The 23,554-nt window shown below is 52.5% G+C and carries 22 protein-coding genes; 10 read left to right on the top strand and 12 right to left on the bottom strand.

Translation table 11 applies throughout. The features are described 5' to 3' along the window. Window positions 1-6: 6 nt before the first annotated feature. Window positions 7-1,434, bottom strand: coding sequence for a gamma-aminobutyraldehyde dehydrogenase (locus OGX92_RS19240; RefSeq protein ID WP_003832703.1), 1,428 nt, complete (start codon window positions 1,432-1,434; stop codon window positions 7-9). A gap of 315 nt (window positions 1,435-1,749) precedes the next feature. On the opposite strand from OGX92_RS19240, the gene OGX92_RS19235 reads away from it, so the two are divergent. Beyond that, window positions 1,750-2,475 (top strand): FadR/GntR family transcriptional regulator, encoded by a 726-nt coding sequence (locus OGX92_RS19235; protein WP_003832701.1) that lies wholly within the window; start codon window positions 1,750-1,752, stop codon window positions 2,473-2,475. 24 nt (window positions 2,476-2,499) lie between these two features. Next, complete coding sequence (locus tag OGX92_RS19230; protein ID WP_003832700.1) at window positions 2,500-3,198, top strand: cache domain-containing protein; 699 nt, start codon at window positions 2,500-2,502, stop codon at window positions 3,196-3,198. Window positions 3,199-3,219: 21 nt separating this feature from the next. On the opposite strand, the gene OGX92_RS19225 is transcribed toward OGX92_RS19230, so the two are convergent. After that, a complete protein-coding gene (locus OGX92_RS19225) occupies window positions 3,220-4,701 on the bottom strand; it encodes an APC family permease (protein WP_003832697.1) in 1,482 nt (493 codons plus the stop codon). A gap of 332 nt (window positions 4,702-5,033) precedes the next feature. On the opposite strand from OGX92_RS19225, the gene OGX92_RS19220 reads away from it, so the two are divergent. Next, entirely contained in the window at window positions 5,034-5,174 is a 141-nt protein-coding gene (locus OGX92_RS19220; protein WP_003832695.1) for a hypothetical protein, read from the top strand. A 51-nt stretch (window positions 5,175-5,225) separates the two neighbouring features. Here the strand turns inward: OGX92_RS19220 and OGX92_RS19215 are convergent, their stop codons facing one another. After that, entirely contained in the window at window positions 5,226-6,119 is an 894-nt protein-coding gene (locus OGX92_RS19215) for a LysR family transcriptional regulator (RefSeq protein WP_003832693.1), read from the bottom strand. 305 nt (window positions 6,120-6,424) lie between these two features. Here OGX92_RS19215 and OGX92_RS19210 point away from each other — a divergent pair, with 305 nt between their 5' ends. From OGX92_RS19210 to OGX92_RS19195, 4 genes are read left to right on the top strand one after another with little or no spacing between them, the layout of a single operon-like run. Then, on the top strand, window positions 6,425-7,258 hold the full coding sequence (locus tag OGX92_RS19210) for an ABC transporter substrate-binding protein (RefSeq protein ID WP_126956253.1): 834 nt from the start codon (window positions 6,425-6,427) through the stop codon (window positions 7,256-7,258). A 1-nt stretch (window position 7,259) separates the two neighbouring features. Next, a complete protein-coding gene (locus tag OGX92_RS19205) occupies window positions 7,260-8,078 on the top strand; it encodes an amino acid ABC transporter ATP-binding protein (protein ID WP_003832690.1) in 819 nt (272 codons plus the stop codon). Further along, window positions 8,078-8,863, top strand: a complete 786-nt coding sequence (locus OGX92_RS19200) for an amino acid ABC transporter permease (RefSeq protein WP_286586969.1) — start codon at window positions 8,078-8,080, stop codon at window positions 8,861-8,863. The genes OGX92_RS19205 and OGX92_RS19200 overlap by 1 nt, the downstream gene beginning before the upstream one ends. Next, window positions 8,853-9,530 (top strand): amino acid ABC transporter permease, encoded by a 678-nt coding sequence (locus OGX92_RS19195; protein WP_003832686.1) that lies wholly within the window; start codon window positions 8,853-8,855, stop codon window positions 9,528-9,530. Before OGX92_RS19200 ends, OGX92_RS19195 begins: the two co-directional genes overlap by 11 nt. A 9-nt stretch (window positions 9,531-9,539) precedes the next feature. Here the strand turns inward: OGX92_RS19195 and ydhT are convergent, their stop codons facing one another. From ydhT to ttrS, 9 genes are all read right to left on the bottom strand, one after another. Continuing rightward, window positions 9,540-10,304 carry a protein YdhT gene (gene ydhT, locus OGX92_RS19190; protein ID WP_482889749.1) on the bottom strand — a complete coding sequence of 255 codons (765 nt, stop codon included), beginning with the start codon at window positions 10,302-10,304 and terminating at the stop codon, window positions 9,540-9,542. Between the two features lie 51 nt (window positions 10,305-10,355). After that, on the bottom strand, window positions 10,356-11,141 hold the full coding sequence (phsC, locus tag OGX92_RS19185; protein WP_003832682.1) for a thiosulfate reductase cytochrome B subunit: 786 nt from the start codon (window positions 11,139-11,141) through the stop codon (window positions 10,356-10,358). Beyond that, complete coding sequence (locus OGX92_RS19180) at window positions 11,138-11,806, bottom strand: 4Fe-4S dicluster domain-containing protein (RefSeq protein ID WP_063941522.1); 669 nt, start codon at window positions 11,804-11,806, stop codon at window positions 11,138-11,140. Before OGX92_RS19180 ends, phsC begins: the two co-directional genes overlap by 4 nt. A gap of 64 nt (window positions 11,807-11,870) precedes the next feature. Beyond that, window positions 11,871-12,536: a YdhW family putative oxidoreductase system protein gene (locus tag OGX92_RS19175; RefSeq protein ID WP_286586967.1), complete on the bottom strand. Its 666-nt coding sequence runs from the start codon at window positions 12,534-12,536 to the stop codon at window positions 11,871-11,873. Window positions 12,537-12,546: 10 nt separating this feature from the next. Next, window positions 12,547-14,649 carry an aldehyde ferredoxin oxidoreductase gene (locus tag OGX92_RS19170; RefSeq protein WP_003832676.1) on the bottom strand — a complete coding sequence of 701 codons (2,103 nt, stop codon included), beginning with the start codon at window positions 14,647-14,649 and terminating at the stop codon, window positions 12,547-12,549. A 120-nt stretch (window positions 14,650-14,769) separates the two neighbouring features. After that, window positions 14,770-15,396: a ferredoxin-like protein gene (locus OGX92_RS19165; protein WP_003029338.1), complete on the bottom strand. Its 627-nt coding sequence runs from the start codon at window positions 15,394-15,396 to the stop codon at window positions 14,770-14,772. 494 nt (window positions 15,397-15,890) lie between these two features. Beyond that, window positions 15,891-16,100 (bottom strand): fumarate hydratase FumD, encoded by a 210-nt coding sequence (gene fumD / locus OGX92_RS19160; RefSeq protein WP_003029345.1) that lies wholly within the window; start codon window positions 16,098-16,100, stop codon window positions 15,891-15,893. Between the two features lie 92 nt (window positions 16,101-16,192). Then, on the bottom strand, window positions 16,193-16,777 hold the full coding sequence (gene ttrR, locus OGX92_RS19155) for a tetrathionate respiration response regulator TtrR (protein ID WP_003832672.1): 585 nt from the start codon (window positions 16,775-16,777) through the stop codon (window positions 16,193-16,195). Next, window positions 16,752-18,533: a tetrathionate respiration histidine kinase TtrS gene (gene ttrS, locus OGX92_RS19150; RefSeq protein WP_286586966.1), complete on the bottom strand. Its 1,782-nt coding sequence runs from the start codon at window positions 18,531-18,533 to the stop codon at window positions 16,752-16,754. The genes ttrR and ttrS overlap by 26 nt, the downstream gene beginning before the upstream one ends. 179 nt (window positions 18,534-18,712) lie before the next feature. Here ttrS and ttrB point away from each other — a divergent pair, with 179 nt between their 5' ends. From ttrB to ttrA, 3 genes are read left to right on the top strand one after another with little or no spacing between them, the layout of a single operon-like run. Next, the gene (gene ttrB / locus OGX92_RS19145; protein ID WP_226804182.1) at window positions 18,713-19,447 is read left to right on the top strand and encodes a tetrathionate reductase subunit TtrB; all 735 of its coding nucleotides are present in this window, start codon (window positions 18,713-18,715) and stop codon (window positions 19,445-19,447) included. Further along, a complete protein-coding gene (ttrC, locus tag OGX92_RS19140; RefSeq protein WP_001016644.1) occupies window positions 19,448-20,470 on the top strand; it encodes a tetrathionate reductase subunit TtrC in 1,023 nt (340 codons plus the stop codon). Beyond that, window positions 20,463-23,528, top strand: coding sequence for a tetrathionate reductase subunit TtrA (ttrA, locus tag OGX92_RS19135; protein WP_286586965.1), 3,066 nt, complete (start codon window positions 20,463-20,465; stop codon window positions 23,526-23,528). Before ttrC ends, ttrA begins: the two co-directional genes overlap by 8 nt. Window positions 23,529-23,554: the final 26 nt, after the last annotated feature.

Here is a 23,554-nt window from a genome sequence, read left to right as displayed (position 1 = left end):
TCCTCTCTATTCAGAAATGTCACACATGATATGTTTCACCCGAGTGTATTCCTCGAGCGAATAGGATGAGAGATCTTTGCCATAACCCGATTTTTTGAACCCGCCGTGCGGCATTTCGGCGCACAGAGGAATGTGATTGTTAATCCACACTGTGCCAAAATCGAGGTCAATGCTGAAGCGTTGGGCGCGACCATGATTACTGGTCCAGACGCTGGCGGCAAGACCATACTCCACATCATTCGCTTTGTGTAGTACCTCTTCGTCAGTAGTAAACGACTGAATAGTCATCACTGGGCCAAATACTTCATGTTGAATAGCTTCATCATTTTGATGCACTCCGGAGACGATCGTCGGCTCAAAATAGAAGCCTGGACCAGGCCCGACGCGCCCACCGGTTTCAATTTTCGCATGTGCCGGTAAACGCTCAATAAAGCCTTTCACCTGCTCCAGCTGATTCCGGCTATTCAATGCACCGTACAGTGCATTTTGATCTTCTGGCGGCCCAAATTTGATTCTTTTTGTTTTCTGGATCAGTTTTTCCAGAAACTCAGCGTAGATAGATTGTTCTACCAGAATCCGCGTAGCCGCTGTGCAATCCTGCCCGGCATTGAAAAAGCCTGCCGTGGTGATCGTCGCAATCGCCTTGTCTATATCCGCATCGGCGAACACGATTGCGGGCGCTTTCCCGCCCAATTCCAGGTGTGCTCGGGTCAGGTTTGCCGCCGCCGAAGCCGCAACCTGCAAACCCGCACGGACCGAACCGGTAATAGAAACCAATGAAGCCTTCGGGTTTGAAACCACCAGCGAACCAGTGCTGGCTTTGCCCAACACAACGTTAAATGCCCCTCTCGGGAACAACGGTGCGGCCAGTTCAGCCAACAGCAGCGTACTAACTGGCGTGGTGTCGCTTGGTTTTAACACCACAGTGTTGCCTGCCGCCAGCGCTGGTGCAATCTTCCACACCGCCATCATGAACGGGTAGTTCCACGGCGTCACTTGCCCAACAATACCCAGCGGTTCACGACGAATGGTTGAAGTAAATCCTGCGGAATATTCTCCAGCCGCCTTTCCTTCAAGACAGCGCGCCGCACCAGCAAAAAAGCGGATGGCATCGCAAGATGCCGCGATCTCCTCTTTCTCAATAAAATGGCGAAGCTGACCGGTTTCCTGGCTCTGCGCGGTTACCAGTCGCTCAACGTTGCGTTCAATCTCATCGGCCAGCCGCAACAATGCTTTTTGCCGCTGTGCCGGCGTCGATTTTCTCCAGATGCTAAACGCCGCCTCCGCTGCTGAGTAAGCCTGCTCTACCTCCGCCTCGTTAGCGTTGGGAGATATTGCGTACGTTTCACCGTCAACCGGACTCACCAGTTCGAAGCTATCTTCGCTACTGCCTGCTACATAGTGCCCATTAATAAAATGCTTCAGGGTTTTCATGTTTGTCTCCTGCCAATTAATACATAAAGAATCTTATGTAATATATATATTGTAAAATTTTTTCAAATGCGCAACATTGACACTATGATAAGCCTCGCATTTTTAACTTAATTTTTACATTTTCAGGATGAGGCTTTTTATTGCCAGCTGACGCGTTACGCCCAGCTCATCATAAGGTTATCGGGACACACATCCGCTTGTGCAGTGACGTTGCGCCCAGGCATGTAAAATAACTCGGCCATTCTTACCTTCCTTGCCCGACGGGCATGTGTTAAAAATGGTCGTTGTTTCAGGGAATTGAGTACAGAAAAGATTATGATTACTCACGCGGTCATATTTGCGCCTATCGGGCAGGTCAGTCGTTCAGACCAGATAGTCCAACGCCTTTCAAATGCCATTATCACGGGGTTGCTGGAGCCAAAAGAACAGCTCCCCAACGAAACTGATCTGGCAAAGATGATGGGTGTCTCACATATCACTATCAGAGAAGCGCTAAACACGCTTCGGGCTAATAATCTTATCCATACGGTTCGTGGTCGTAATGGCGGGAGTTTCGTTTGCGAAAATATTGATGGCAAAAATAGCGCCCTGCATCCGTTCAAGGCGATCAGTACGGATTATCTGTCTGATCTGGGTGAAATGCATTGCGCCATTATTAGCCATAGCGCGAGGCTGGCTTCCCGACGGATGACCGGTGCGGATATCGCCAAATTTCGCGAGTTTGTCGAGGTGCTCAGAAAGGCAAACTCACCTGAGCTGATGACCCAGGCCGATATGCGTTGTCTGCTGGCGATTGCCGCCAGTTCGCATTCAGCGCGACTGGCCAATCAGGAGCTGCAGGTTCAGGCTGAATGGGCATCGCTGGTGGCGATACTTTATCGCACAGACAGTATTCATGCAGAAATTACCGCGCTTTATTCGGCGCTGGCCGATGCGCTGGCTGCTCACAACGAGGCAGAGTCAGTACAGTTTGCCACGCGGATCATCGACACGTTTACCTACTACCTTATTGAAAAAAAGCTGAAATATAACTCGAACTGACAATCAGTGAAGGCAGGACAGACAATGAGCTCTTCGACATCCCTAAGCGCATTAATTCGTAAAATTGATGACATTACTGTTTCTACCGTAGATTCTACCGTTGCGCTGGCGAGGAGCATCCATGAGGCGATTTCAGGGGTACAAAAGGCCTCAGCCGAGGTCGTTCTCGACCCCTCAGTCAGATCCACCGTTCAACAGCACATCAAGCGCACGCTCAATAACAACCATTACTGCTCAGGGGCGGGATTCGCCAGCCATATTGAGAGCACCGCAACCACAAAAGAGTATTGGTTGCTGGAGTGGTGGTATAAGAAAGATAATGGTTTGAGCCAGGCGCATCTGGATTTGGATCAGGCCACGCAACAACGACTGGACTTCAGAACCTTTGAGTGGTTTAAGCATTCTCCTCCGGCTGGCAAAGCCTATATCCACGGTCCCTACGTCGACTATATTTGCAATATCTCCTATACCCTGACGTCAGCCGTCCCGGTCTACTACAACGATCAGTTTCTCGGTGTTGCCGCGGTCGATCTGCTGGTCAGTCAGATAGAAGCCGAACTGCTTTCCTGTGCCCATCCTGACTATGTGATTCTGACTAATCTGGAAAACAGGATCATTTTCTCCAGTTGGCCACGTTTTCGCGTGGGTGAATTGCTGTCACCTGCAAACAGTACAGTGGTGTATCAGAGCGACTACTTTATCCTTTATCACTATCAAAACTAAGGGCCCGAAGGCCCTGAGTTTTTAGTTATCCTGCCCCATATTGAGCTTATTGGCGTAGGCAATGGCGTCGTTTTCCGGCGCCGCTGAACGACCAAACGGACGGGTCAGGAACATATAAATAAGCCCCGAGCCAACAACAATCGCCAGGCCAAACAGGACCGTCCAACGGTCGATGAAGTCGCTGCTGTCTGCCGGTTGCGCCAGTAACCAGATCCCGCACAATCCGTAAGCTAACGCCAGCACATTCACGATTACGCCCCAACCGCCAATGGTCCACTCCCCCGCCGGTTTCCAGCCTTTCAGACGCTGACGCAGCGCGGCCAGCACAACCATCTGGAACGAGATGTATATCCCGATTACAGCAAACGCGGTGATACGCGACAGGTTATCTGGCTGGAAATAAACCCAAACGCAGATAATCACTGGCAGCAGGCAACTGACGACCATGGCATTATCCGGAACACCATTTTTAGAGATTTTGGCCATCCATTCACTTCCCGGCAGCATTCTGTCGCGGGAGAAAGAAAAGATAAGACGGCTTAACGCAGCCTGCAGAGACAAAATGCACGACAACATGGCGATAATTGCGACGACGATAAAGACAGTTGCGCCAGTTTCGCCCAGAGCTTCATTAAGGATTGCAGGGATAGGATCGGACGTTTTGCCATTCACGATGCTGACCAGATTCGGTGAAGCCAGCAAATAACCCATAACAGAAATAATGGCGGAAATCGCGCCGAATACGATGCTTAAAATCATCGCCACCGGGATCTTTTTACTCGGATTCTGCACCTCTTCCGCAACGTTACCGCAGGCCTCAAAGCCAAAGAACATAAACAGCCCCATCAGCGCAGCGGACATAAATGCGGTGGAGTAGCTGCCGTCATGCGCCAGCACGCCCATCGAGTCAAAAATCACAGAGAACGGCTGCGAACGGTGGAAAATCAGCAGATAAATCCCCAGCGCGATCACGCTGACAATTTCACACCAGAAACCAATTTTTGCCACCCGGGCCAGATTTTTAGTCCCGGACATATTAACGGCCATCATCAACAGCAGCAGCAGGACAGAAGTCACCAACATCGTGGCCGGCGTCTGACCATAGTGAAAGAGTGATTCAACAAACGTTGATGTATATTCCGCGATCGACGTAATGGTGACCACCAGCGCCCACAGGTAGATCCAGGCGGCAATCCACGCATACTTCTTGCCCCACAACCTTCTGGCCCAGGGGTAAAGCCCGCCGGTTATCGGATACTGGGAAGCAACCTCACCAAACACCAATGCCACCAAAAGTTGCCCACATGCGACGATTAAAATCCACCATACTGCGGGCGGCCCCGCCAGCGTTACGGCCAGCGCAAACAGCGAATAGACGGCAGTAAGCGGCGACAGGTAGGTAAAACCCAACGCAAAGTTTGAAATAAGACCTATCGATCTATTGAACTGTTCTTTGCCATCTTTTTGAAAATTATCGTTTTTCTTATCAGGTGTCTGTTCCATATAGCTTTCTCTTTTGTGGAATAGTCGCAGGGTTGAACGATTAATGTATAAAAGATATTAAGTTATATGTATAGTGATTTTGTCGCAGATTTGTTAAAAATGATCGCGCATCACGTTAATGAAAAAGTGGAGATAAAACGGTAGAGAGAGCGAGAATTTTGCGGTATTTACAACCAACGATTCTTTAGCAATTGCGAACCATAGGCTATTTTGGCGGATAAATACGCACAGCGGATTGCGTTCGATGCTAAGTAGCAAGAATCGCTGCTGTTAAGCAACATTTTTGCAATATAATAACGTGATGTTAAACGCTGAACCTGAGCAGGTGAATGATGGAAATTGATCTCGATAATCTGGTCTTTGATGGACTGGAAGAAGCGCAAGAGCGTAACGCTGAACGTCTGGAAGATGCAGACAAGAAAGCGCAGGAAATTATTGCTGATAATGACTGCGGCGACGCCTGCAAAATCTGATTTCCAAACCGGCGTAATGCCGGTTTTTATTGCCTGTTTAAGCCACCCGTTTCAGCCCGTATACCGCAACGCCTCAATCAGTTGCGCAAAAGCGGCGGTATGCTGTTTTCGGCTGGGATAGTACATATAATAGCCAGGAAAAGGTTCACACCAGTCCTCTAACACTTTTTCCAATGCCCCCTCAGCAACAGCCTGTTCGACGGTGTCTTCCGGCACAAAAGCCAGCCCCATTCCCGCCATCGCTGCACTAATTCGCGGAGGTAGATTGTTAAAAATAAGCTGCCCTTCCACCCGTACGCGCAAATCTTGCCCGTCTTTAGCAAACTCCCAGGCGTATAATCCGCCCAACGTCGGCATGCGCATGTTAATACAGCTGTGATTTTGCAGGTCGTGAGGGGTTTGCGGTTTGCCATGACGAGCAAAATACGCCGGTGAACCCACCACTACCATGCGCCAGTCCGGGCCAATTCTTATGGCGACCATGTCTTTTGCCACCTGCTCACCGAGCCGAATACCCGCGTCATAGCGGCCAGTCACAATATCCGTCAGACTATTGTCGATGGTCATTTCCACATTCACATCAGGGTAAGCCTGCAAAAACGGCTCCAGCGCGGGCCAGACGGTAGATTGCAATGCATGTTCGCCCAGCGTCAGGCGAATGTTACCGGCCACGCGCTGACGGACATCGGTTAATGCCAGCAGCTCTGTTTCAATGTCATCAAAACGCGGGCTGATACTGTTGATAAGCCGTTCTCCGGCTTCGGTCGGCGCAACGCTGCGCGTGGTGCGGGTCAGAAGCCGTACATCCAGCCTCTCTTCAAGCCCACGAATCGCATGGCTTAGCGCGGATTGCGAAACCCCAAGTTTTGCCGCTGCCCGGGTAAAACTACGCTCGCGGGCAACGATAATGAGATAATAGAGATCGTTAAAATTATCACGCAGCATGCTTATCCCCACTCCAGACCTGTTGTGACATATGGTACAGGTCCGGAGGGTATTCCAGTAGCATTTCTGGACATTAGCACAACTCAATCTTATTCAAGCGTGCTCTCTCACAAAAACAAAATGCGAATTATTACCAGGCTTATGCACGATTTTACCTTTCACTCATGCATTATTTTCACCCGCTATTAACACATCCTTCACTAATAACATTTTGTATATAGATAAGAATTTTTTCTTATTTTGTCCCAACCGTAAGTTATGGGAGCGTAAAAAGCACAAACCAAAAACTACAGGGATTTCATACAATGATGGCAACGAAAACGTACCGCGCTAAAAAAACACTGCTGGCATTGGGCGTGCTGCTGGCCTCAGGACTTACCGTCTCGCAGGTTCAGGCTGACCAACTGGCCGATATCAAAGCCGCAGGCGTCGTAAAAGTCGCGACATTTGACGCGAATCCTCCGTTTGGCTCCGTCGATGCCAAAACCCATAAGATTGTCGGCTACGACGTTGATTTTGCCGAAGCGCTGGCCAAATCCCTTGGTGTAAAACTGGAACTGGTGGCGACCAATCCGGCAAACCGCATTCCGTTATTACAATCCGGTAAAGCTGATTTAATCGTCGCGGATATCACGATTACACCTGAACGGGCGCAGGTAATAAATTTCTCCGTCCCTTATTTTGTTACCGGCCAGCAGTTCCTTGTGCCAGCAAAATCTCCGGATAAGCTCGATGAATACAGCAAGGCACGCATCGGCGCGGTAAAAGGCACTACTGGTGAACAGGCACTGCATCAGCGCTTCCCGCAGTCGCGCGTGGTGGCCTACGACGACATCCCGCTGGCGTTAACCGCGCTACGCAACGGCAATGTTCAGGCCATTACCCAGGACAGTACAATTCTGGCCGGTTTATTAGGCGGTGCGCCGGATAAAGCCGATTTCAAAATTCTGCCGGACCTGCTGAGCAAAGAAGAGATCGGCGTGGGGGTGAAAAAAGGTGAGCCAGCGTTGTTAAAAGCCGTCAACGATGAACTTTTGAAGCTGGAATATACCGGGCAGGCGGCCAAAATTTATGATGTCTGGTTTGGTCCTGAAACCAAAAATCCGCAACCCCGCGCCTTTAAAATAGAAGCCAAGTAATATGCTCTCAGCCCTTTTTCATCGCTCCGCAGCTTCGGCTGCGGATTTTACCCATTTGCGCCAGGCGAGCGTCGAACTGCGCAATGTGATTAAACAATATGACGCTCATTCTGTCCTTAACGGCGTTAGTTTGGCGGTTGAACCCGGTGAAGTGGTGACCATTCTGGGGCCTTCCGGCTCAGGAAAGTCCACTCTTATACGTCTTATCAACCAGCTTGAGTCGCTCAGCGGTGGCGAAATCTTCATTGATGGTAAACCGATTAGCCAGTTGCGTGGGGCGGCGTTACGCCAGCTACGTAGCCGTATCGGTTTCGTATTTCAGCAATTCAATCTTTATTCGCACCTGACTGCGCTGCAGAACATCGCGCTGGCGCTGGAATATGTTCACGGCTGGAACAAGACGGAAGCGGAACGTCGGGCACTCGAGTTACTGGAAAAGGTAGGACTGGCGGAAAAAGCCAACGCCTATGCCGCGCAGTTGTCCGGAGGGCAGCAGCAGCGCGTGGCCATCGCCCGCGCACTGGCTTCATCACCGCAAATTATTCTGTTTGATGAGCCCACTTCCGCGCTGGATCCGGAAATGATCGGCGAGGTACTGCAGGTGATGAAAAATTTGGCCCACAGCGGTATCACCATGATCGTCGTGACCCACGAAATGCATTTTGCCCGCGAGATTGCCGATCGGGTGGTTTTCATCGATGGTGGCGATATTCTTGAAGTGGCCCCGCCGGAGGATTTTTTCGTCCGACCACAGCACCCAAGAACCCAGCGTTTCCTGAAAAAAGTGCTCGACCCGTTACACCAGGAGTCATCATCATAATGCATGCAATGGACTGGCAGGGAGTGCTGAGCGGGCAACCCCTGCAATGGATAATTTCCGGTTTTCTCACCACGCTCTGGGTGACGCTGGCAGGTATCGTGCTCGCCACGCTCATTGCCATCTCACTGCTCGGCCTGCGCCTGACGGGCAATCGTCTCGCTAAAGCGATGGTCGGGGTGTGGGTCTCGGTGTTTCGTAATACACCTTTACTGGTGCAACTGATGTTCTGGTATTTTGCCGCCTGGAACTGGCTACCCCGTGACGTCATTAGCTTTATCAATGCCGATCATCCATGGTCAATTTTGCCGGGTGATGTCTGGTGGTTAACACCGGAGTTTATCTGTTCAGCATGGGGGCTTGGCGTATTTACCTCAGCATTTTTGGTTGAAGAGATCGCCTCTGGTTTACAAGCTGTTTCTGCCGGACAACGCGAGGCTGCCGTGGCGCAGGGGTTTTCATCCTGGGCGATATTTCGTCATATTCTGCTGCCTCAGGGGCTGGCAAACGCCTGGCAACCGCTTGTTGGGCAATATCTCAACCTGATGAAGCTTTCCTCGCTTGCCAGCGGTATTGGATTTGCTGAGCTCACCTACCAGGTACGGCAAATTGAGAGCTACAACGCGCACGCGCTGGAAGCCTTTGCCGTTGGCACCGCACTTTATCTGTTTACCGGCATCGTTCTGGGTATGCTGCTTACCCGTCTTGGCCCGCAGTCTGCGTCGGATAAATCGTCAAAGATAAGAATGCGCATCTTCAGCGTCAGGAGCATACTGCATGATCGCTAATGTTTCGGTCATTACCGACAATCTTGACTATCTCCTGTGGGGACGTGTAGCTGAGGGGCAACCCGGCGGCGTCCTGCTCACTTTGCTGATGGCTATCGGTGCGGCTTTGCTGGCGCTGCCTGGCGGGATCGTTCTTGCCTGTTGTGCCTGGCGATTTCCGGGCGCGGTTCGCAACGGATTGTTTATCTGGGCGGAATTTATTCGCGGCATTCCGCTCATCTTTGTGATTTTCTGGATGTGGTATTTGCTACCCATGCTGACCGGAAGCGATCTGCCCGGTGCCGTTACCGTGACACTGGCGCTGGCATGGTTCACCGCCGCCTCGGTGATGCACTCGGTGTATGCTGGAATTAGCGCACTGCCTGGCGGGCAATATGAAGCGGCAGTTGTTCAGGGTTTTCGCCCGGATCAGGCCCTGTGGCTTATCTTGCTGCCGCAGGTGCTGCGTAACGTACTGCCGTCGCTGACAGGGATTTTTATTGGGCTACTGAAGGACACGTCACTGGCGTTTATTGTTAACGTGCCGGAACTCACGACGGTTGCCGGTCAGGTTAACAGCCGGGTGCAGATCTACCCCGCTGCCATTTTTATCTTTACCGGGCTGGTCTATTACCTGCTGTGCTTTAGCCTTGAAAAAATCACCCAGCGCCGATTCGCACTAAAATGACCTCTCGGCTCAACATTCCACGAACTGATGGTCTTCGTTGAGCCGATATTTCACGCCTGCCCGAATGTTATTTTCCCCTTCAACGGCAAGCGCAAAACGCATTCTTTCGCCATCGTGATAAGCCAGCGCCGCACATCCGCCGGGACCAAGAATTATCGAGTCGACTGCACCGGTACTGGCAACAACGGCGTTCTCTCCGCTGGCAATAATGTGGATATTGTCCGCGCAGTTAGCGATTTTCGCCTCTGCGCCAAAACAGGCCAGCTGGGTTAAATCACCGCTACTGGCAATCCGGTTTCGGTCGCCGAGCGAACTGATACGTACGCGCATGCCGGTACTGGCAATACGCGTTCCGTCGCCCACGCTGCTGATACGCGCCGAGTTTCCCGCAATCGCTATTCGCCCGCGATCGCCTGAACTGCCGATATGCGTGTTATAGCCTACACTGCCAATCCGTGCGCTGTAACCGGCACAGGCGATCTGCGCAGCATACCCGGCGCTGGCAATTTTAACGTTGTCACCCGCACTGCTAAACAGGGCATAATCTTCCGCACTCGCCAACGGACGGCTGGTTTCCCCCGCGGCTTGCTCACAGGAAATATTCCCCATTGCGTCAATATCCTGCTGAGCAAAACTCGCCTCTTCCCGCCATTTTGACCAGCCGTATTCCACCAGGCTATTTGCCCAATCGGTATACCCTTCCCGCTGGAGCGCGCGATGAACATCGGCATAGCTTCCTCCTGCGGGAAACGCGCGTAGAAACCAGCGGTACATGACGGGCCCAACACGCCAGGCCCGTAAGTCACTTCGCGTAATCATCATCGCTTAATGCCGGTGGTAGCCATCCACCATACACTTAAAGGTTTCGCCCGGTGTGCGACCCGTAGTGCAGAGATAAAGATGCCCAAAAATGAAAAACAGACTGACTATTGCCAGCGCAAAGTGCGCCTGAAGTAGCCAGTAACGCACCCCGGGGAACAGATCGCCGACGGCCGTCGGGTAAAGCGATAACAATCCAGTGATCAGTAGCAGTGGCAACAAACCATACATCACGCCAACATAGGCCGCCTGCTGTAACGGATTAAACTTAGAGCGAGGTGAGGCCGGAAATGGGTGTGACTCGCCCTGCATAATGCCAAACAGGTAAAAACGAGTTTGTCTTTGCGCGCGTGCGATCCAGCCCTGACGTTGAATAATATAGTGATGTCCGTTGCCGCCAATCAGGTTGATTAGCACAAAACCAATCCAGCAGGCAAGTAGCAAAAAGCCACAAACCTCATGAACGGTAAGCAGGCTTTTCATTACCGGTGCGCTGACGGCAGAGAAGTGATTGACCAGGCCACTGACCAAAAGTAGCAGAAACAGCAGCGCATTCGACCAGTGCCACAAACGAACAGCCTTCGAATATAAATAGACCTTCTCACCGTGCCCTGCCGACGCTTTATGTGCCGCCCGAAAGCGCAGCATGGCGTGAAGCGCCAGCACCAGCCACATTCCCACCAGCATTAACCCGGCAACGACTAACCACACAGGCCAGTAGTCCGGTGAAAACAGGGGAACATACTGTGCAAGCTGGGCGTGAAACTGTTCGGCATTCTGCGACGCGTTCATACATTTTCCTTTTTAATCAAATGTTGACCGAACCGACGATACAGATGGGGTTTCCCGGCGCCTGCAAGTTGATATTCGTAATACTTGTTTTCTCGCAACCAGGTCTGAATTTCCGGGCTATCTTCACGACCGAAAATCAGCGCATGTTCCGGGCAAGCGTTAACACAGATCGGAGGGAAACCTTTCGCCAGCCGAGATTCTGCACAGAAGTCGCATTTATCAGCCACTTTGGTTTGCGGGTTGAGATAGCGCACCTGATAAGGACACGCGCCAATACAGTAACTGCAGCCAATACAGGAAGACGTATCTACTCGCACAATACCGTTCTCATCTCGCCAGGAGGCACCGGTCGGACACACCTCAATGCAAGGCGCATCATCACAATGCTGGCAGGACTGACGGAAGTAGTGATACAGCGTTTCGTTGTCGTTGTCCGAGACTGGAATATGCGCTATCGACAAACGGCTGCCCTGGGCAGGAACATGGTTGGTTTTCCTGCAAGCCCGGGCGCAGATATTACATCCGTTACACAGTGATTCATCGTGAATCATGACGTAACGAACGGCTTTAGGGCTCCTGGTACTCGCTAACAGATTTTGACCTGGACCGGTGAAAAAAATCACCGTCCCCATGCCAATGACAAATTTTCGTCGGGTGAAGGACATCGGGTTATCCTCTAATACTGTGACAGTGGTCGTCCACACGTTCCATGACATCAACCTGAATAATTCAGGGGTTCTGATACTGCTCAACCTCAAGCCATTCACACAGGCCGTACGCTTTGCCATAACTCATAAAACGTTCGCTAAACAGATAAGGCTCCGCATTTGACGATTCCACAGTACGTATATCCGCGTAATCGGGATGCGTTTCCATGGCCGTGAGCGCCGCTGTAATCTGTTGAGACTCAAAGCTGTACGGCGGTTGCGTCAACATGGCGACCTTATAGGGGCGAGGATACGTTCGACAGTCGAAGCGTACCGCCTCGGCAATCGCACGGCAGATGTCGTTTTCCACCACCTGCACGCACATGTCGGCGTAGTTTGCCGTCATGGTTTGCGTTGAGTAGAAATAGACATCTTCCGCCCCCTGCACACGGTTGATATCCGCGTTATTCGCGTCCTGGCACAGCACATCCAGCAGCGCGGAGAGATCGGCTTCAGGGACCGTATAAGGTGGCTGCAGAAACACGCTGCGCGCTACCAGGTGCCCCGATGCCGAATGCTGGCGGATAAAATCCGCCACAATCGACTCCGGGCTGGCGGCTTCCTGAACCTGCGGCACAGTCACCTGCTCGACCGGCGGGTGAAACGCCTGTAGCCAGTGTCTCTTTTGGCTATCAACCTCGTCAGGAATCGCCTCAACGGGTGCCTGAACGTTGCTCACGTTAGTCATCTCGCGTTCCTTACGCTGGCAACAGATCCTGCGCAGCCAAATCGGCTGCCACATCTTCAAGTCCGAGTCGGTTCAGGGTTTCGCGCGTTGGGCAACCCAACTCGGGATCCCAGCCCATTTCCTGATAGAACATCGTCAGTGACTGACGCATATCCTCCCTGTCCATCTTGTCGGTGCCTTCGGTGAAGACCGGAATTTTCGGATCTTTATCAAACACCCAGGAGCAGATGAGATCGTGCTCGTTACGCATATCTTTGGTTTGCATCAGTTTGACAGTATAGGCACGATGCAGGGTAAAGATGCGTTCAGCGGCCAGGTCCAGACTCGCCTGCGTGGTTTCATCACCAGTGACTGCCTGGAAGAATTTCGCTTCCAGATCCAAATCTCCGCGATAGTTGCGGCTCTTGAGTGGTGAAACCGTCATTGGCCAAACCCAATTACACAGCGTAACCGCGTTATGCAGGCAGACTTTCAGCAGCGTCCATTTGGCATATTTGATCTTGGCGGCATTGATTGGGGTATAGTTTTTGGTCTCGTCGTAGGCGTCCTGCGACCCAAATAACTCGCCCGCCACTTCGCGCTGTAATTTCAGCGGCAAACCGGAACCGATGAAGTTGATATGGGTGTGCGCCATACAGTCACGGTTAAACATACAGTTGGTGATCGCCCCCACCTGCGCCGAGGCTTCGTTTGCATGATGGACCGGAAAACCAAACGGCGACCACAGTTTATTTTTGGCATAACCCCAGTACTCTTCGCCCAAATCCCAGCGTTCAGCAATGGCATACGAACCGTCCGCAAGATGACTGAGTTCCCCCACGCGATGCGCCAGTCGATAGTAAAAATCTTTGATAAAGTTAGGATCGCCCGCCTCCAGTTGATCCCAACGGATCTCCGCGTACTCTTCGGCTGGCAGCACGCGTTTAAAGACGCCTTTCGAATAACAGTAGGTAAAGTCACGGTGCAGCTGGCCGTAGTTACACCAGATACCGTAATCGTCAAACAGGTTCAGTCCGATCAGGTTCCCTACGACTCGCCCATCGTCTTTATCGTCAAAATCTTTCGGGCCATTGGGGAAAATGGTGGTGTGAACAAAGTTCGCCACGCAGGTGTTGCCGCCGGTACTCGGCACGCCAAAATCCTTCACCCGCGGGACATTGAGCTGCGACATACAACGAATAGGGCATGAATGGCAGCCGCTCATTTTGACCGTGTATTTTTCTGCGGCTGGACCCAGATCGAACACCGATTTATAGGTACGGAAACCCACCGTATTTTGGTTTCCCGGCGGGATTTCACCGGTTTCGATTGGCCCCCCTTCTGCCGCGCCCCAGAAAAGTCCCTTACGGGCTGTCCAGCGCGAGTTTGGCGAAGAGTATTCTGCCCAGGCCTGCGGGGTGCTTGGCACAACGTGGTTGTTGTTGGCGCCGATAAGCTCGGTCATCATGTAGTCATTGAGCCGCTTCATCTCTTTACGATCGGCAATGTTGACGCCTTTAGTCCCTTCTACTGCAATGGCCTTCAGGTTTTTCGAACCCATCACCGCACCCGTACCGGCGCCGCCGCTGTGGTTGCGGCTGTTGATCATGCAGGACAGTGGAACCAGATTCTCACCCGCCTGCCCAATAGCGGCAACGCAGGTTTCCGGGCTGGTAATCCGGCAAATCTCTTCGGTTGTGGCGCGAGTCCCCTTGCCCCACAAGAAATCGGCTTTTTCGATACTGACTTTATCGTCTTTGATGTTGATCCAGACCGGTGATGCAGACTTGCCTTCAATAATAATGGCGTCGTAACCGGCGAATTTCATTTGTGCAGCAAAGAAACCGCCCATATGGGCATCTACGACTAAGTTACCTTTGGTAAACGTCGATAAGGAGGTGATATTGACGCGGGAGCTACAGGGAGCGCCAGACCCCGTCAATGGTCCGGTGGCAAAAACCAGTTTATTCCCTTCATCAAAAGGCATGGTGCCTGGCGGGACTTCGTCGTACATAATTTTATAACCAAAGCCCATCCCACCGACAAATTTTTTAAATTTACTGGAATCTTCAAGGGTGATATTACCCGTAGTGAGATTGACCCGTAAAATATTACCTGTCCAACCATTAGCCATCATGTTTTCCTTTGCAAGAAGGTTTAATAGATATACCCGCCATTCTTCAGGCAGTTTTTTTATCCAAAACTGCAGTATTTTTGGCAATTAATGGCGCGAATCAGGCATGCCTGTTATCTATCAAACAGTAATATCTTTCCACTCGATAATTTTTAATGCTCCAGTCGGACAAGCATTGGCGCATTCCCCGCATAACACACATTTTGAGGACTTTTTCGTTTCGGTATTTACGGTCGCCATCATCCACGGGCAGGCTGTGGTACACGCGCTACAGCCAATACAGCGTTTGTGGTCCACCGCAATACAACCGTCTTCCTGTTTCCAGGTAATTGCACCAATTGGGCAGACCTTCATGCACTGCGGATCTTTGCATTGCCGGCAGGTATCAGCGGTATAGTTTAAATCGCCATACAGCCCACCACCGGACCCGACGCCATCATCGCCAAAGAAGAAATTGCGATGGATTTTTATCCGGGAAAAGAAGGTCCCTACGGCACCATCGTTATAATTGGTACAGGATATTTCACAGCGGTGACAGCCCGTACAGCGGGCTCGCTGGGTCACCAGAACCCCTTTCGGCGTATTGATAAGCCCCACGGTCCCACTATCGACATCTTCCTGCTTACAACCAAATAGGGATAACAGCGCGGGGGCAATCGTTAATCCCGCCAGTCCTTTCCCTGATATCCGCAGGAATTCTAGTCGCGTTAAACCACAATCTAAAAATGGACGATCAACCTGGTTCATTTATTTCGCATCCTCTTCGCAAATGCTGTGGTAGCAACACATCCAGGCTAATTTAAACCAGCGCAGCTCAAGCCATATCGGGCGGTTAATGTTGCCAACAACACGTAAATTTTTGCCCTAACCTGATCGCGTAAATGACGGTGGTTAAACTGAATAAATCTAATCCTTTAGGGTTAGGCGTAGAAATAATGTGGTTATTCAGCATGCATAGTCTTGATCGTCATCAATTAAAAAACGGAAGGGATATAATTAATGCGGAGTGAGATTTATTATCATTAAGAAATGGAGTGTAATAGCAGCCCATTTAAATTACAAATATTTGTGAAGCCTCTCACAAATATAATACTGCACGATCATCGGTATATAAATAAATATATATCGATTTATAATTCTCTACAAGAATTTATTAACCAAGATAAATTATATAGATTGATAGATTAACGTATCGAGAATAAGAGGACGGCAAAAAATTTCTGCGGTCCTCTTTTTATGAATTAACCGGCCAATGCTTTAATTACGGTCTCAATAGCCTGTTTTTCTAACTCACTGCGCTTCACGCGCTGGTTAGCAAGGGTGGTTCTCAGTACTCCCGCAATGACGATATGCTTAGGTTCTTGTCCCAGATCGCGCATTTCCAGCACTACTTTACCGACTACTCTGCACATTTCACGGTACAACTCGTCGTCTTTCGTCTGATTTCCCATTTTTGCCCGCTCGTCATTAACTCAAACCAACAGCATATATCACTCTGACGATTTAGACAAAATTCAATGAAAATCAAATAAATGTCATCATTCTACTGAATTCTCTGAAGTCGATTAACGAGCTCAGCAAGACTTCCTGCCTGCATTTTTTCCATCACCCGCGCCCGGTGCACTTCAACTGTACGCACGGCAATATTCATGGCATCAGCAATTTCCCGATTCATTAACCCTTTTGCTACCAGATGCGCCAGTTCCCGTTCTTTTGGCGTAAGTTGTTGATAGCAGCAGATGATCTCTTGTCGCGAGAACGCCGCTGCCGAGACCTGCAATGCATGTTCTAATGCCGCCTGCAGCGGCACGGCTGACACGGGTTTTTGCAAAAAATCGACCGCGCCACGTTTCATTTGCTCAACCGCCATCGGCACGTCGCCGTGCCCGGTGAGAAAGACCACCGCCAGCGTGCTTGCTTTCTGACGCATGATTTCATGCACAGCGTGCCCATCCAGTACCGGCATACGCATATCCAGCAGTAGTACGCCCACCTGGTGCAGATTTGCCTCGGCGAGGAATTTCTCGCCTTGCTCCCAGCAAGACACCTCATATCCCAGACTTTCCAATAAAAACGCACAGGCCTGGGTGACGGCAATGTCGTCATCCAGCAGATGAATTATCGCCACTACGGCCTCCTTCCTGATTTGGTTTAAAATACAATGTCACTCTCGCCCCCGCTTTGCCGTCCGGAGCCTGCTGATTTTTGATCTCAATATCCCCGTTTGCGTAGCGCACCAATCGCTGACAAATGGCCAGTCCTAGTCCCATACCTTCTTTGCGGGTGGTCATAAACGGCTGAAACGCCTGATACAACTGAGCCTCGTCAATGCCTCCGGCATTATCCTGCACCTGAATACGCACGCCACCATCCTTGTGCAGGGCGCTATACCATACTGTCGTAGCGCCTGCCTGGGCGGCATTGAGTACCAGATTAGCCAGCACCTGCTCAAGAAGAACGCTTGGCAGCATCAACGTTAACGCCTTACTAACCTGCGTGTGCAGCGTTATCGCCGGGAATTGCTGGGGCATGCGCAGTAATTGCCAGACGTGATGGATAGCATCGTGAACGTTGATGGCTTGCCAGTCATCGGTGAGTACCGGATTGCCCTGTGCCTGGCTGACCCACTGCCGGAGATTGCGCAGCGTATCGGCTCCCCGTTGTGCCTGGGTGTCTATGTGCTCAAGCGCGGGCAACAACGGATGCTGCTCATCCTGACCACGCAGGCGAATCAGACAGCCTTGGGCATAATGGCGGATAGCAGACAACGGCTGATTGAGCTCATGGGCAAAACCGGAGGTCATCTCCCCCAGCACACTCATTTGGCGGGCAGTCTCCAGCGCCTGTTCCTGTTTGTGCAACAACACGTTGTTCCGCTCCAGCTGCCTGCCACGTCGGCGAACCAACAGCATCACCCAGATGTAATTGAGCGTAAGCAACAGCAACACGATGGCCACGCCCCCCATCGCCAGTCGGTGTTGAATAAACCAGCTTTTGACATCCAGCCACAGCTGACGCTGCTGCGGATGCTGGCGGACGTCGCGCAGCAACGCTTCTACTTCACGGGTCGAGGCGGGCGCGCCCCAGCGAAACGCCGCGTTTTGCGGTGCATTGAACAGTACCCGCGTGACGCGATCGGCCAGCTCGTCACTCACTGCTGGTAGTGCGGCAAATGACCAGTCCGGATAGAGCGGCGTACTGGTTAAACAGGGAATTGAAGTCGGATGATTCAACACGGTCATAAAATCGGTTTTACGGATGAGGCCTTCTTCATCCATTTTTTCCAGCAGGCACACCGGCACGATCACCGCCTGCACGGCTTTTTCACGTAATAAATAGAGTAAGGCATCGGCGGGAAATCCGGTGAACGTCAGACGCAAATCGCGCTCCGGGCGCAGACCGGCATCGCTGAGCGCTTTATATCCCAGCAAATAGCCGCCAAACGCCTGTGCATCAATGGCACCAACCGTTTTGCCGATCAGATCGTGTGCGGAGGTTATACCGCTGTCGCGCCTGACGAGAATGGCGCTGCCAATCACGTTACTGGTGGCTTTCCCACCACGGGTGGAGCGTAACGACGCCAGCCAGCGTAGCGCTGAGCGGCTGTTAAGCTGGACAAACTGCGCCGGATTGGTGACCACAAAGTGTACCGTGCCACGATTCACCGCCTCCTGCATCTGGTGCAGGTCCAGCGGTTGAATATGAAACTGCTCACCGGGGATTTGCTGATTCAACAAGGTTTCCAGCGGCTGCCAGTGATTACGTGTAGAAACCTCCCCGCGCATCGCCAAAACGCCAATGTTCCATGTCTGCGCCCTGACCGCGCCGCTTAGCACCCACAGCGACACCAGCACCGTCAGACATCTTACTACGTTACGTCCCACTCAATTATCCCTGTCAATTATGTTGTTTTAGATCAACAACAAGCCGGGTATGTGGTTAACCACAATAGAGTATACCCCGTCACGATTTTTACACTGTAAATCATTGAGATTCTTTATTCATCACACGCAAATCAACGGCGTGACCAATGTTTCGTTGTTGCATCGTGACGGGAGAAAATATGGACAGCAGTAAACGGCAGTTTCTCCAGCAACTGGGCGTCCTGACCGCTGGGGCATCACTGGTTCCGCTGGCTCAGGCGCAATTTCCCTATTCGCCTGAACGCCGGGAAGGCTCACAACAGCATCGCTACGCCATGCTGGTTGACCTGCGACGCTGTATCGGCTGCCAGGCCTGTACCGTCAGTTGCGCCATTGAAAACCAAACGCCACAGGGCGAATTTCGTACCCTCGTCAACCAGTATCAAGTACAGATTGAAGGTCAGCAAAGCGTCACCAACGTCCTGCTGCCGCGACTGTGCAACCATTGTGATAATCCCCCTTGCGTGCCCGTTTGCCCGGTGCAGGCCACTTTCCAACGCGAAGACGGCATTGTGGTGGTCGACAACACACGCTGCGTGGGCTGCGCCTATTGCGTGCAGGCCTGCCCTTATGATGCGCGATTCATCAATCATGAAACGCAAACCGCCGATAAATGTACCTTTTGCGTTCACCGCCTCGAAGCAGGGCTGCTCCCGGCCTGTGTGGAATCCTGCGTCGGCGGCGCGCGCATCATTGGCGATATTAAAGATCCGCACAGCCGCATTTCACAAATGCTGCATGAACACCATGACGCCATCAAAGTCCTGAAGCCGGAAAGCGGTACGTCTCCTCACGTGTTCTATCTGGGACTGGATGAGGCGTTTGTCACCCCATTGATGGGACGAGCTCAACCCGCTCTCTGGCAGGAGGTTTAAATGAACCATTCACTGATTATCGACGAGGTTCTGGCCCATCCCCAGGACGTAAGCTGGTTACCCTGGGCCGTACAGTACTTCTTTTTCATCGGCATTGCCGCCTGCGCCGCGCTGTTCGCATGCGTTCTCCACTGGCGCAAAAAAGAAACGGCAGACCTGGAGAATCTGACGCTGTTGATTGCCCTGACCTGCGCGATTACCGCGCCGCTGGCGCTGACCGCTGATCTACACCAAACCGCCCGCGTCTGGCATTTCTATGCGTATCCGACGCCATGGTCCTGGATGCCGTGGGGCGCGCTGTTTTTACCGCTGTTTACCGGTTTTTTAGGTCTGTGGTTTCTGGCGCAGCATGTGAAACGGCTAACGCTAAAAAGTTACAGTGTCACAAAATGGTTAGCACTTGGTAGCGCGCTGTCCGCCATCGGATTGCTGGTTTACACCGGCCGTGAAGTGTCGGTGGTACAGGCACGTCCCATTTGGTTCAGTTACGCCTTTCCGGTTGCGATGTTCCTCAGCGCGCTGCAAACATTTCTTGCCCTGCTTATTGCCACGACAAATAGCAAGGACGCACTACCGCGTAAGCTAGCGTGGGGGCAAATGGTCACGTTGATCGCGCTGGCTATCGTGGTGGCGATCTGGGCGAGTGGTAATACGCTTTCCGGTTCGGCTATCCGTCAGTGGCTGGATGTTGCCTCTTCAGCACAACACTACGCTATCGGTTGGGTTGCGCTATGGCTTGTTTCGCTTGCTCTTTGCGGGTTGGTTGTACGTTACCCCTTGTCGCTACCGCTGCGCATATTACTCGCTTTTAGCGCTATGGCGCTGTGCTGGCTAATGCGCTGGACGTTACTCATCCAGGTGCAGACCGTACCGAAATTTAACGCGCAGTTTAATCCCTATACCCTGCCCGGCGGCACCGATGGCTGGCTGGCTATTGTGGGTACCTTCGGCCTGTGGATAGCACTGATTATTATTGTTCGTGAAGCCCTGAACGCGATCGCAAGGAGAATGCAACATGGCTAATTTAACCCGTCGTCAGTGGCTTAAAGTGGGCCTTGCCGTAGGTGGCATGGTGACTTTTGGCCTGAGTTATCGGGATGTGGCAAAGCGCGCAATAGACGGTTTGTTGGACGGAACCTCGGGCAAAATTACCCGTGACCGCATTTTTGCCAACGCGCTCATCCCCGAAGCCAACGCCCGGCCTCACTGGCAGCAAAACCCGCAGCAGGTGATCTCGATGACGCAGTGCTTTGGTTGCTGGACGCAGTGTGGTGTACGGGTTCGCGTTGACACTGAGCAAGGCAAAGTGCTGCGCATTGCGGGCAACCCTTATCATCCGTTGTCGCACGAGCACCATATAGACGCCTCTGTCCCCTTTGCCACTGCATTGGAACAGCTGGCCGGGGAGTCAGGTCTTGACGCACGTTCTACCGCCTGCGCCCGTGGCGCAACCTTACTCGAAGGTCTGTACAGCCCGCTACGTATACTGGAGCCCATGAAGCGCGTCGGTAAACGCGGTGAAGGAAAATGGCAGCGCATCAGCTTCGAACAGCTGATCAAAGAGGTGGTGGAAGGTGGCGATTTGTTTGGTGAAGGCCACGTTGATGGTCTGAGAGCCATCCACGATCCCACTACACCGCTTGATGCGAAACATCCCGGCTTTGGCCCAAAATCCAATCAACTGCTGGTCACCAATACCAGCGATGAAGGACGTGATACCTTTTTACGTCGCTTCGCGCTGAACAGTTTCGGCAGTAAAAATTTCGGTGCTCATGGCGCTTACTGCGGCCTGGCCTATCGGGCCGGTTCCGGCGCGTTAATGGGCGATCTGGATAAAAATACCCACGTGAAACCCGACTGGGATAACGTCGAATTCGCGCTGTTTATGGGTACCTCTCCGGCGCAATCCGGCAACCCGTTTAAGCGCCAGGCCCGTCAGCTGGCCAGCGCCCGTTTACGTGACGACTTCCGCTATGTTGTGGTGGCGCCAGCCCTGCCATTAACCACGGTGCTGGCTGACGATCGCGGCCACTGGCAGCCCGTACGACCGGGAAGCGATTCCGCGCTGGCTATGGGGATGATAAGCTGGATTATCGATAAACAACGCTATAACGCTGATTATCTCGCTATTCCCGGCGTGCAGGCCATGCAGCAGGCGGGAGAAAAAAGCTGGACTAACGCCACACATCTGGTGATTACCGATGAAATTCCAACGCTTGCCGGACAGCACCTGACCCTCGCCCATCTGAGTGCAAACGCCGCCCAGGAGCCGGTGGTCGTCAACGAGGCAGGTGAGATTGCCGCCGCCAGCAGTTGCCCGCGTGCGCAGCTGTTTGTTACCCGCAAGGTGAAGCTGGCTGACGGGCAGACGGTAACGGTAAAAAGCAGCTTCCAGTGTCTGCGTGAGTCCGCAGAGAAACTGTCGCTAACGCAGTACAGCCAGCAGTGTGGGGTGTCAGAAGCAGACATTGGCGCTCTGGCCGACGCATTCACCCGCCACGGGCGTAAAGCGGCGGTGATCACGCACGGCGGTATGATGGCAGGTAATGGATTTTATAACGCCTGGTCGGTGATGATGCTCAATGCGTTGATTGGCAACCTCAGCCTTGAAGGCGGCGTGTTTGTTGGTGGCGGAAAATTCAATGGTGCCACCGACGGTCCGCGCTACAACATGGACAGCTTCGCCGGGAAGGTAAAACCGAAAGGATTAAGCATCGCGCGCAGTAAAACCGCTTATGAGTCTTCCGAAGAGTACCGCAATAAGGTCGCAGCCGGACAATCCCCCTTCCCGGCTAAAGCCCCCTGGTATCCGTTTGTCGCCGGTCAGCTTACCGAACTCCTCGTCTCGGCGCTTGAAGGTTACCCTTATCCGCTGAAAGCCTGGATCTCCAACATGACCAACCCGTTTTACGGCATTGCGGGATTACGCGGCGTGGCGGAAGAAAAGCTCAAGGATCCTGCTCGCTTGCCGCTGTTTATTGCCATTGACGCCTTTATGAACGAAACCACGGCGCTGGCAGATTACATCGTGCCGGATACCCACAACTTCGAAAGCTGGGGATTCAGCGCTCCGTGGGCGGGCGTGGCCAGCAAAGCCACCACCGCGCGTTGGCCAGTTGTCAGATCGGCGACCAGCCTCACGGTTGACGGTCAACCGGCCTCGATGGAGTCTTTCTGTATCGCAGTGGCAAAGCGCATCGGGCTACCTGGATTCGGCGACAATGCAATTACCGATCCGCAAGGTAATCACTATCCGTTGAACCGTGCGGAAGATTACTACCTGCGTCTCGCGGCCAATATTGCGTTTATGGGCAAAGCTCCGGTTGCTGAGGCACAGCCGGAAGACATAGCGCTGACCGGGGTCCAGCGGATCATGCCTGTGATGACCCAAACGTTGAAAACCGATGAAATCAGCCGAGTGGCGTTTATCTACTCCCGCGGCGGGCGCTTTGCGCCGGACAACAGCGGGCGAGTTGATAACCGCGTCGGCAATGCTTGGGAAAAACCGCTCCAAATCTGGAATGCGAACGTCGCCGCGCACCGCCATGCGATTACCGGCGAGCGCTACAGCGGCTGCCCGGCCTGGTATCCATCACGTCTGTCAGATGGACGTGCGGTCGAGGAGTTGTTCCCGGAACAAGAGTGGCCGTTGAAACTGATTTCCTTCAAATCCAATACCATGTCCAGCGCCACGGCGGTGATCCCACGCCTTCATCATCTGAAGCCGGTTAATCTGGTGGCGCTCAATCCACAGGATGGTCAGCGGTATGGCTTAGCACACGGCGATATCGTGCGTATCACTACCCCAGGCGGTCAGGCGCAAGCGCAGATAAGCCTGCTGCATGGCGTCATGCCGGGTGTCATCGCCATTGAACATGGTTACGGACATAAAGAAATGGGCGCGGCACGGCATACCCTCGACGGTGAGCCGATGGCGTTTGATGAGCAGATTAAGTCGGGGATTAATCTCAACGAGTTGGGTTTTGCGGACCCAACCCGACAGGTAGCCAATACCTGGCTTGACTGGGTGTCGGGTGCGTCGGTGCGTCAGGGGTTGCCCGCGAGAATTGAGCGAGTGTAGCTCTGGTGCCGCATGGCATTGCGAAC

This window comes from Citrobacter sp. Cpo089 (assembly GCF_030332695.1).
In the GTDB taxonomy this organism is placed as follows: Bacteria; Pseudomonadota; Gammaproteobacteria; order Enterobacterales; family Enterobacteriaceae; genus Citrobacter; species Citrobacter portucalensis.
Note: the sequence above shows the minus strand (reverse complement) of the source record. Positions and strands in the feature narration are given on the sequence as shown.

Bases quoted from the DNA above. Each gene is read 5' to 3' on its own strand.
- OGX92_RS19175 (WP_286586967.1), bottom strand. From the start codon at position 12,536: ATGACTAACGTGAGCAACGTTCAGGCACCCGTTGAGGCGATTCCTGAC.
- OGX92_RS19220 (WP_003832695.1), top strand. From the start codon at position 5,034: ATGGAAATTGATCTCGATAATCTGGTCTTTGATGGACTGGAAGAAGCG.
- ttrA (WP_286586965.1), top strand. From the start codon at position 20,463: ATGGCTAATTTAACCCGTCGTCAGTGGCTTAAAGTGGGCCTTGCCGTA.
- OGX92_RS19200 (WP_286586969.1), top strand. From the start codon at position 8,078: ATGCATGCAATGGACTGGCAGGGAGTGCTGAGCGGGCAACCCCTGCAA.
- ttrC (WP_001016644.1), top strand. From the start codon at position 19,448: ATGAACCATTCACTGATTATCGACGAGGTTCTGGCCCATCCCCAGGAC.
- OGX92_RS19215 (WP_003832693.1), bottom strand. From the start codon at position 6,119: ATGCTGCGTGATAATTTTAACGATCTCTATTATCTCATTATCGTTGCC.
- fumD (WP_003029345.1), bottom strand. From the start codon at position 16,100: ATGGGAAATCAGACGAAAGACGACGAGTTGTACCGTGAAATGTGCAGA.
- phsC (WP_003832682.1), bottom strand. From the start codon at position 11,141: ATGAACGCGTCGCAGAATGCCGAACAGTTTCACGCCCAGCTTGCACAG.
- OGX92_RS19225 (WP_003832697.1), bottom strand. From the start codon at position 4,701: ATGGAACAGACACCTGATAAGAAAAACGATAATTTTCAAAAAGATGGC.
- OGX92_RS19240 (WP_003832703.1), bottom strand. From the start codon at position 1,434: ATGAAAACCCTGAAGCATTTTATTAATGGGCACTATGTAGCAGGCAGT.
- OGX92_RS19235 (WP_003832701.1), top strand. From the start codon at position 1,750: ATGATTACTCACGCGGTCATATTTGCGCCTATCGGGCAGGTCAGTCGT.
- OGX92_RS19230 (WP_003832700.1), top strand. From the start codon at position 2,500: ATGAGCTCTTCGACATCCCTAAGCGCATTAATTCGTAAAATTGATGAC.
- OGX92_RS19195 (WP_003832686.1), top strand. From the start codon at position 8,853: ATGATCGCTAATGTTTCGGTCATTACCGACAATCTTGACTATCTCCTG.
- OGX92_RS19165 (WP_003029338.1), bottom strand. From the start codon at position 15,396: ATGAACCAGGTTGATCGTCCATTTTTAGATTGTGGTTTAACGCGACTA.
- OGX92_RS19210 (WP_126956253.1), top strand. From the start codon at position 6,425: ATGATGGCAACGAAAACGTACCGCGCTAAAAAAACACTGCTGGCATTG.
- ttrB (WP_226804182.1), top strand. From the start codon at position 18,713: ATGGACAGCAGTAAACGGCAGTTTCTCCAGCAACTGGGCGTCCTGACC.
- OGX92_RS19170 (WP_003832676.1), bottom strand. From the start codon at position 14,649: ATGGCTAATGGTTGGACAGGTAATATTTTACGGGTCAATCTCACTACG.
- OGX92_RS19205 (WP_003832690.1), top strand. From the start codon at position 7,260: ATGCTCTCAGCCCTTTTTCATCGCTCCGCAGCTTCGGCTGCGGATTTT.
- ydhT (WP_482889749.1), bottom strand. From the start codon at position 10,304: ATGTACCGCTGGTTTCTACGCGCGTTTCCCGCAGGAGGAAGCTATGCC.
- OGX92_RS19180 (WP_063941522.1), bottom strand. From the start codon at position 11,806: ATGTCCTTCACCCGACGAAAATTTGTCATTGGCATGGGGACGGTGATT.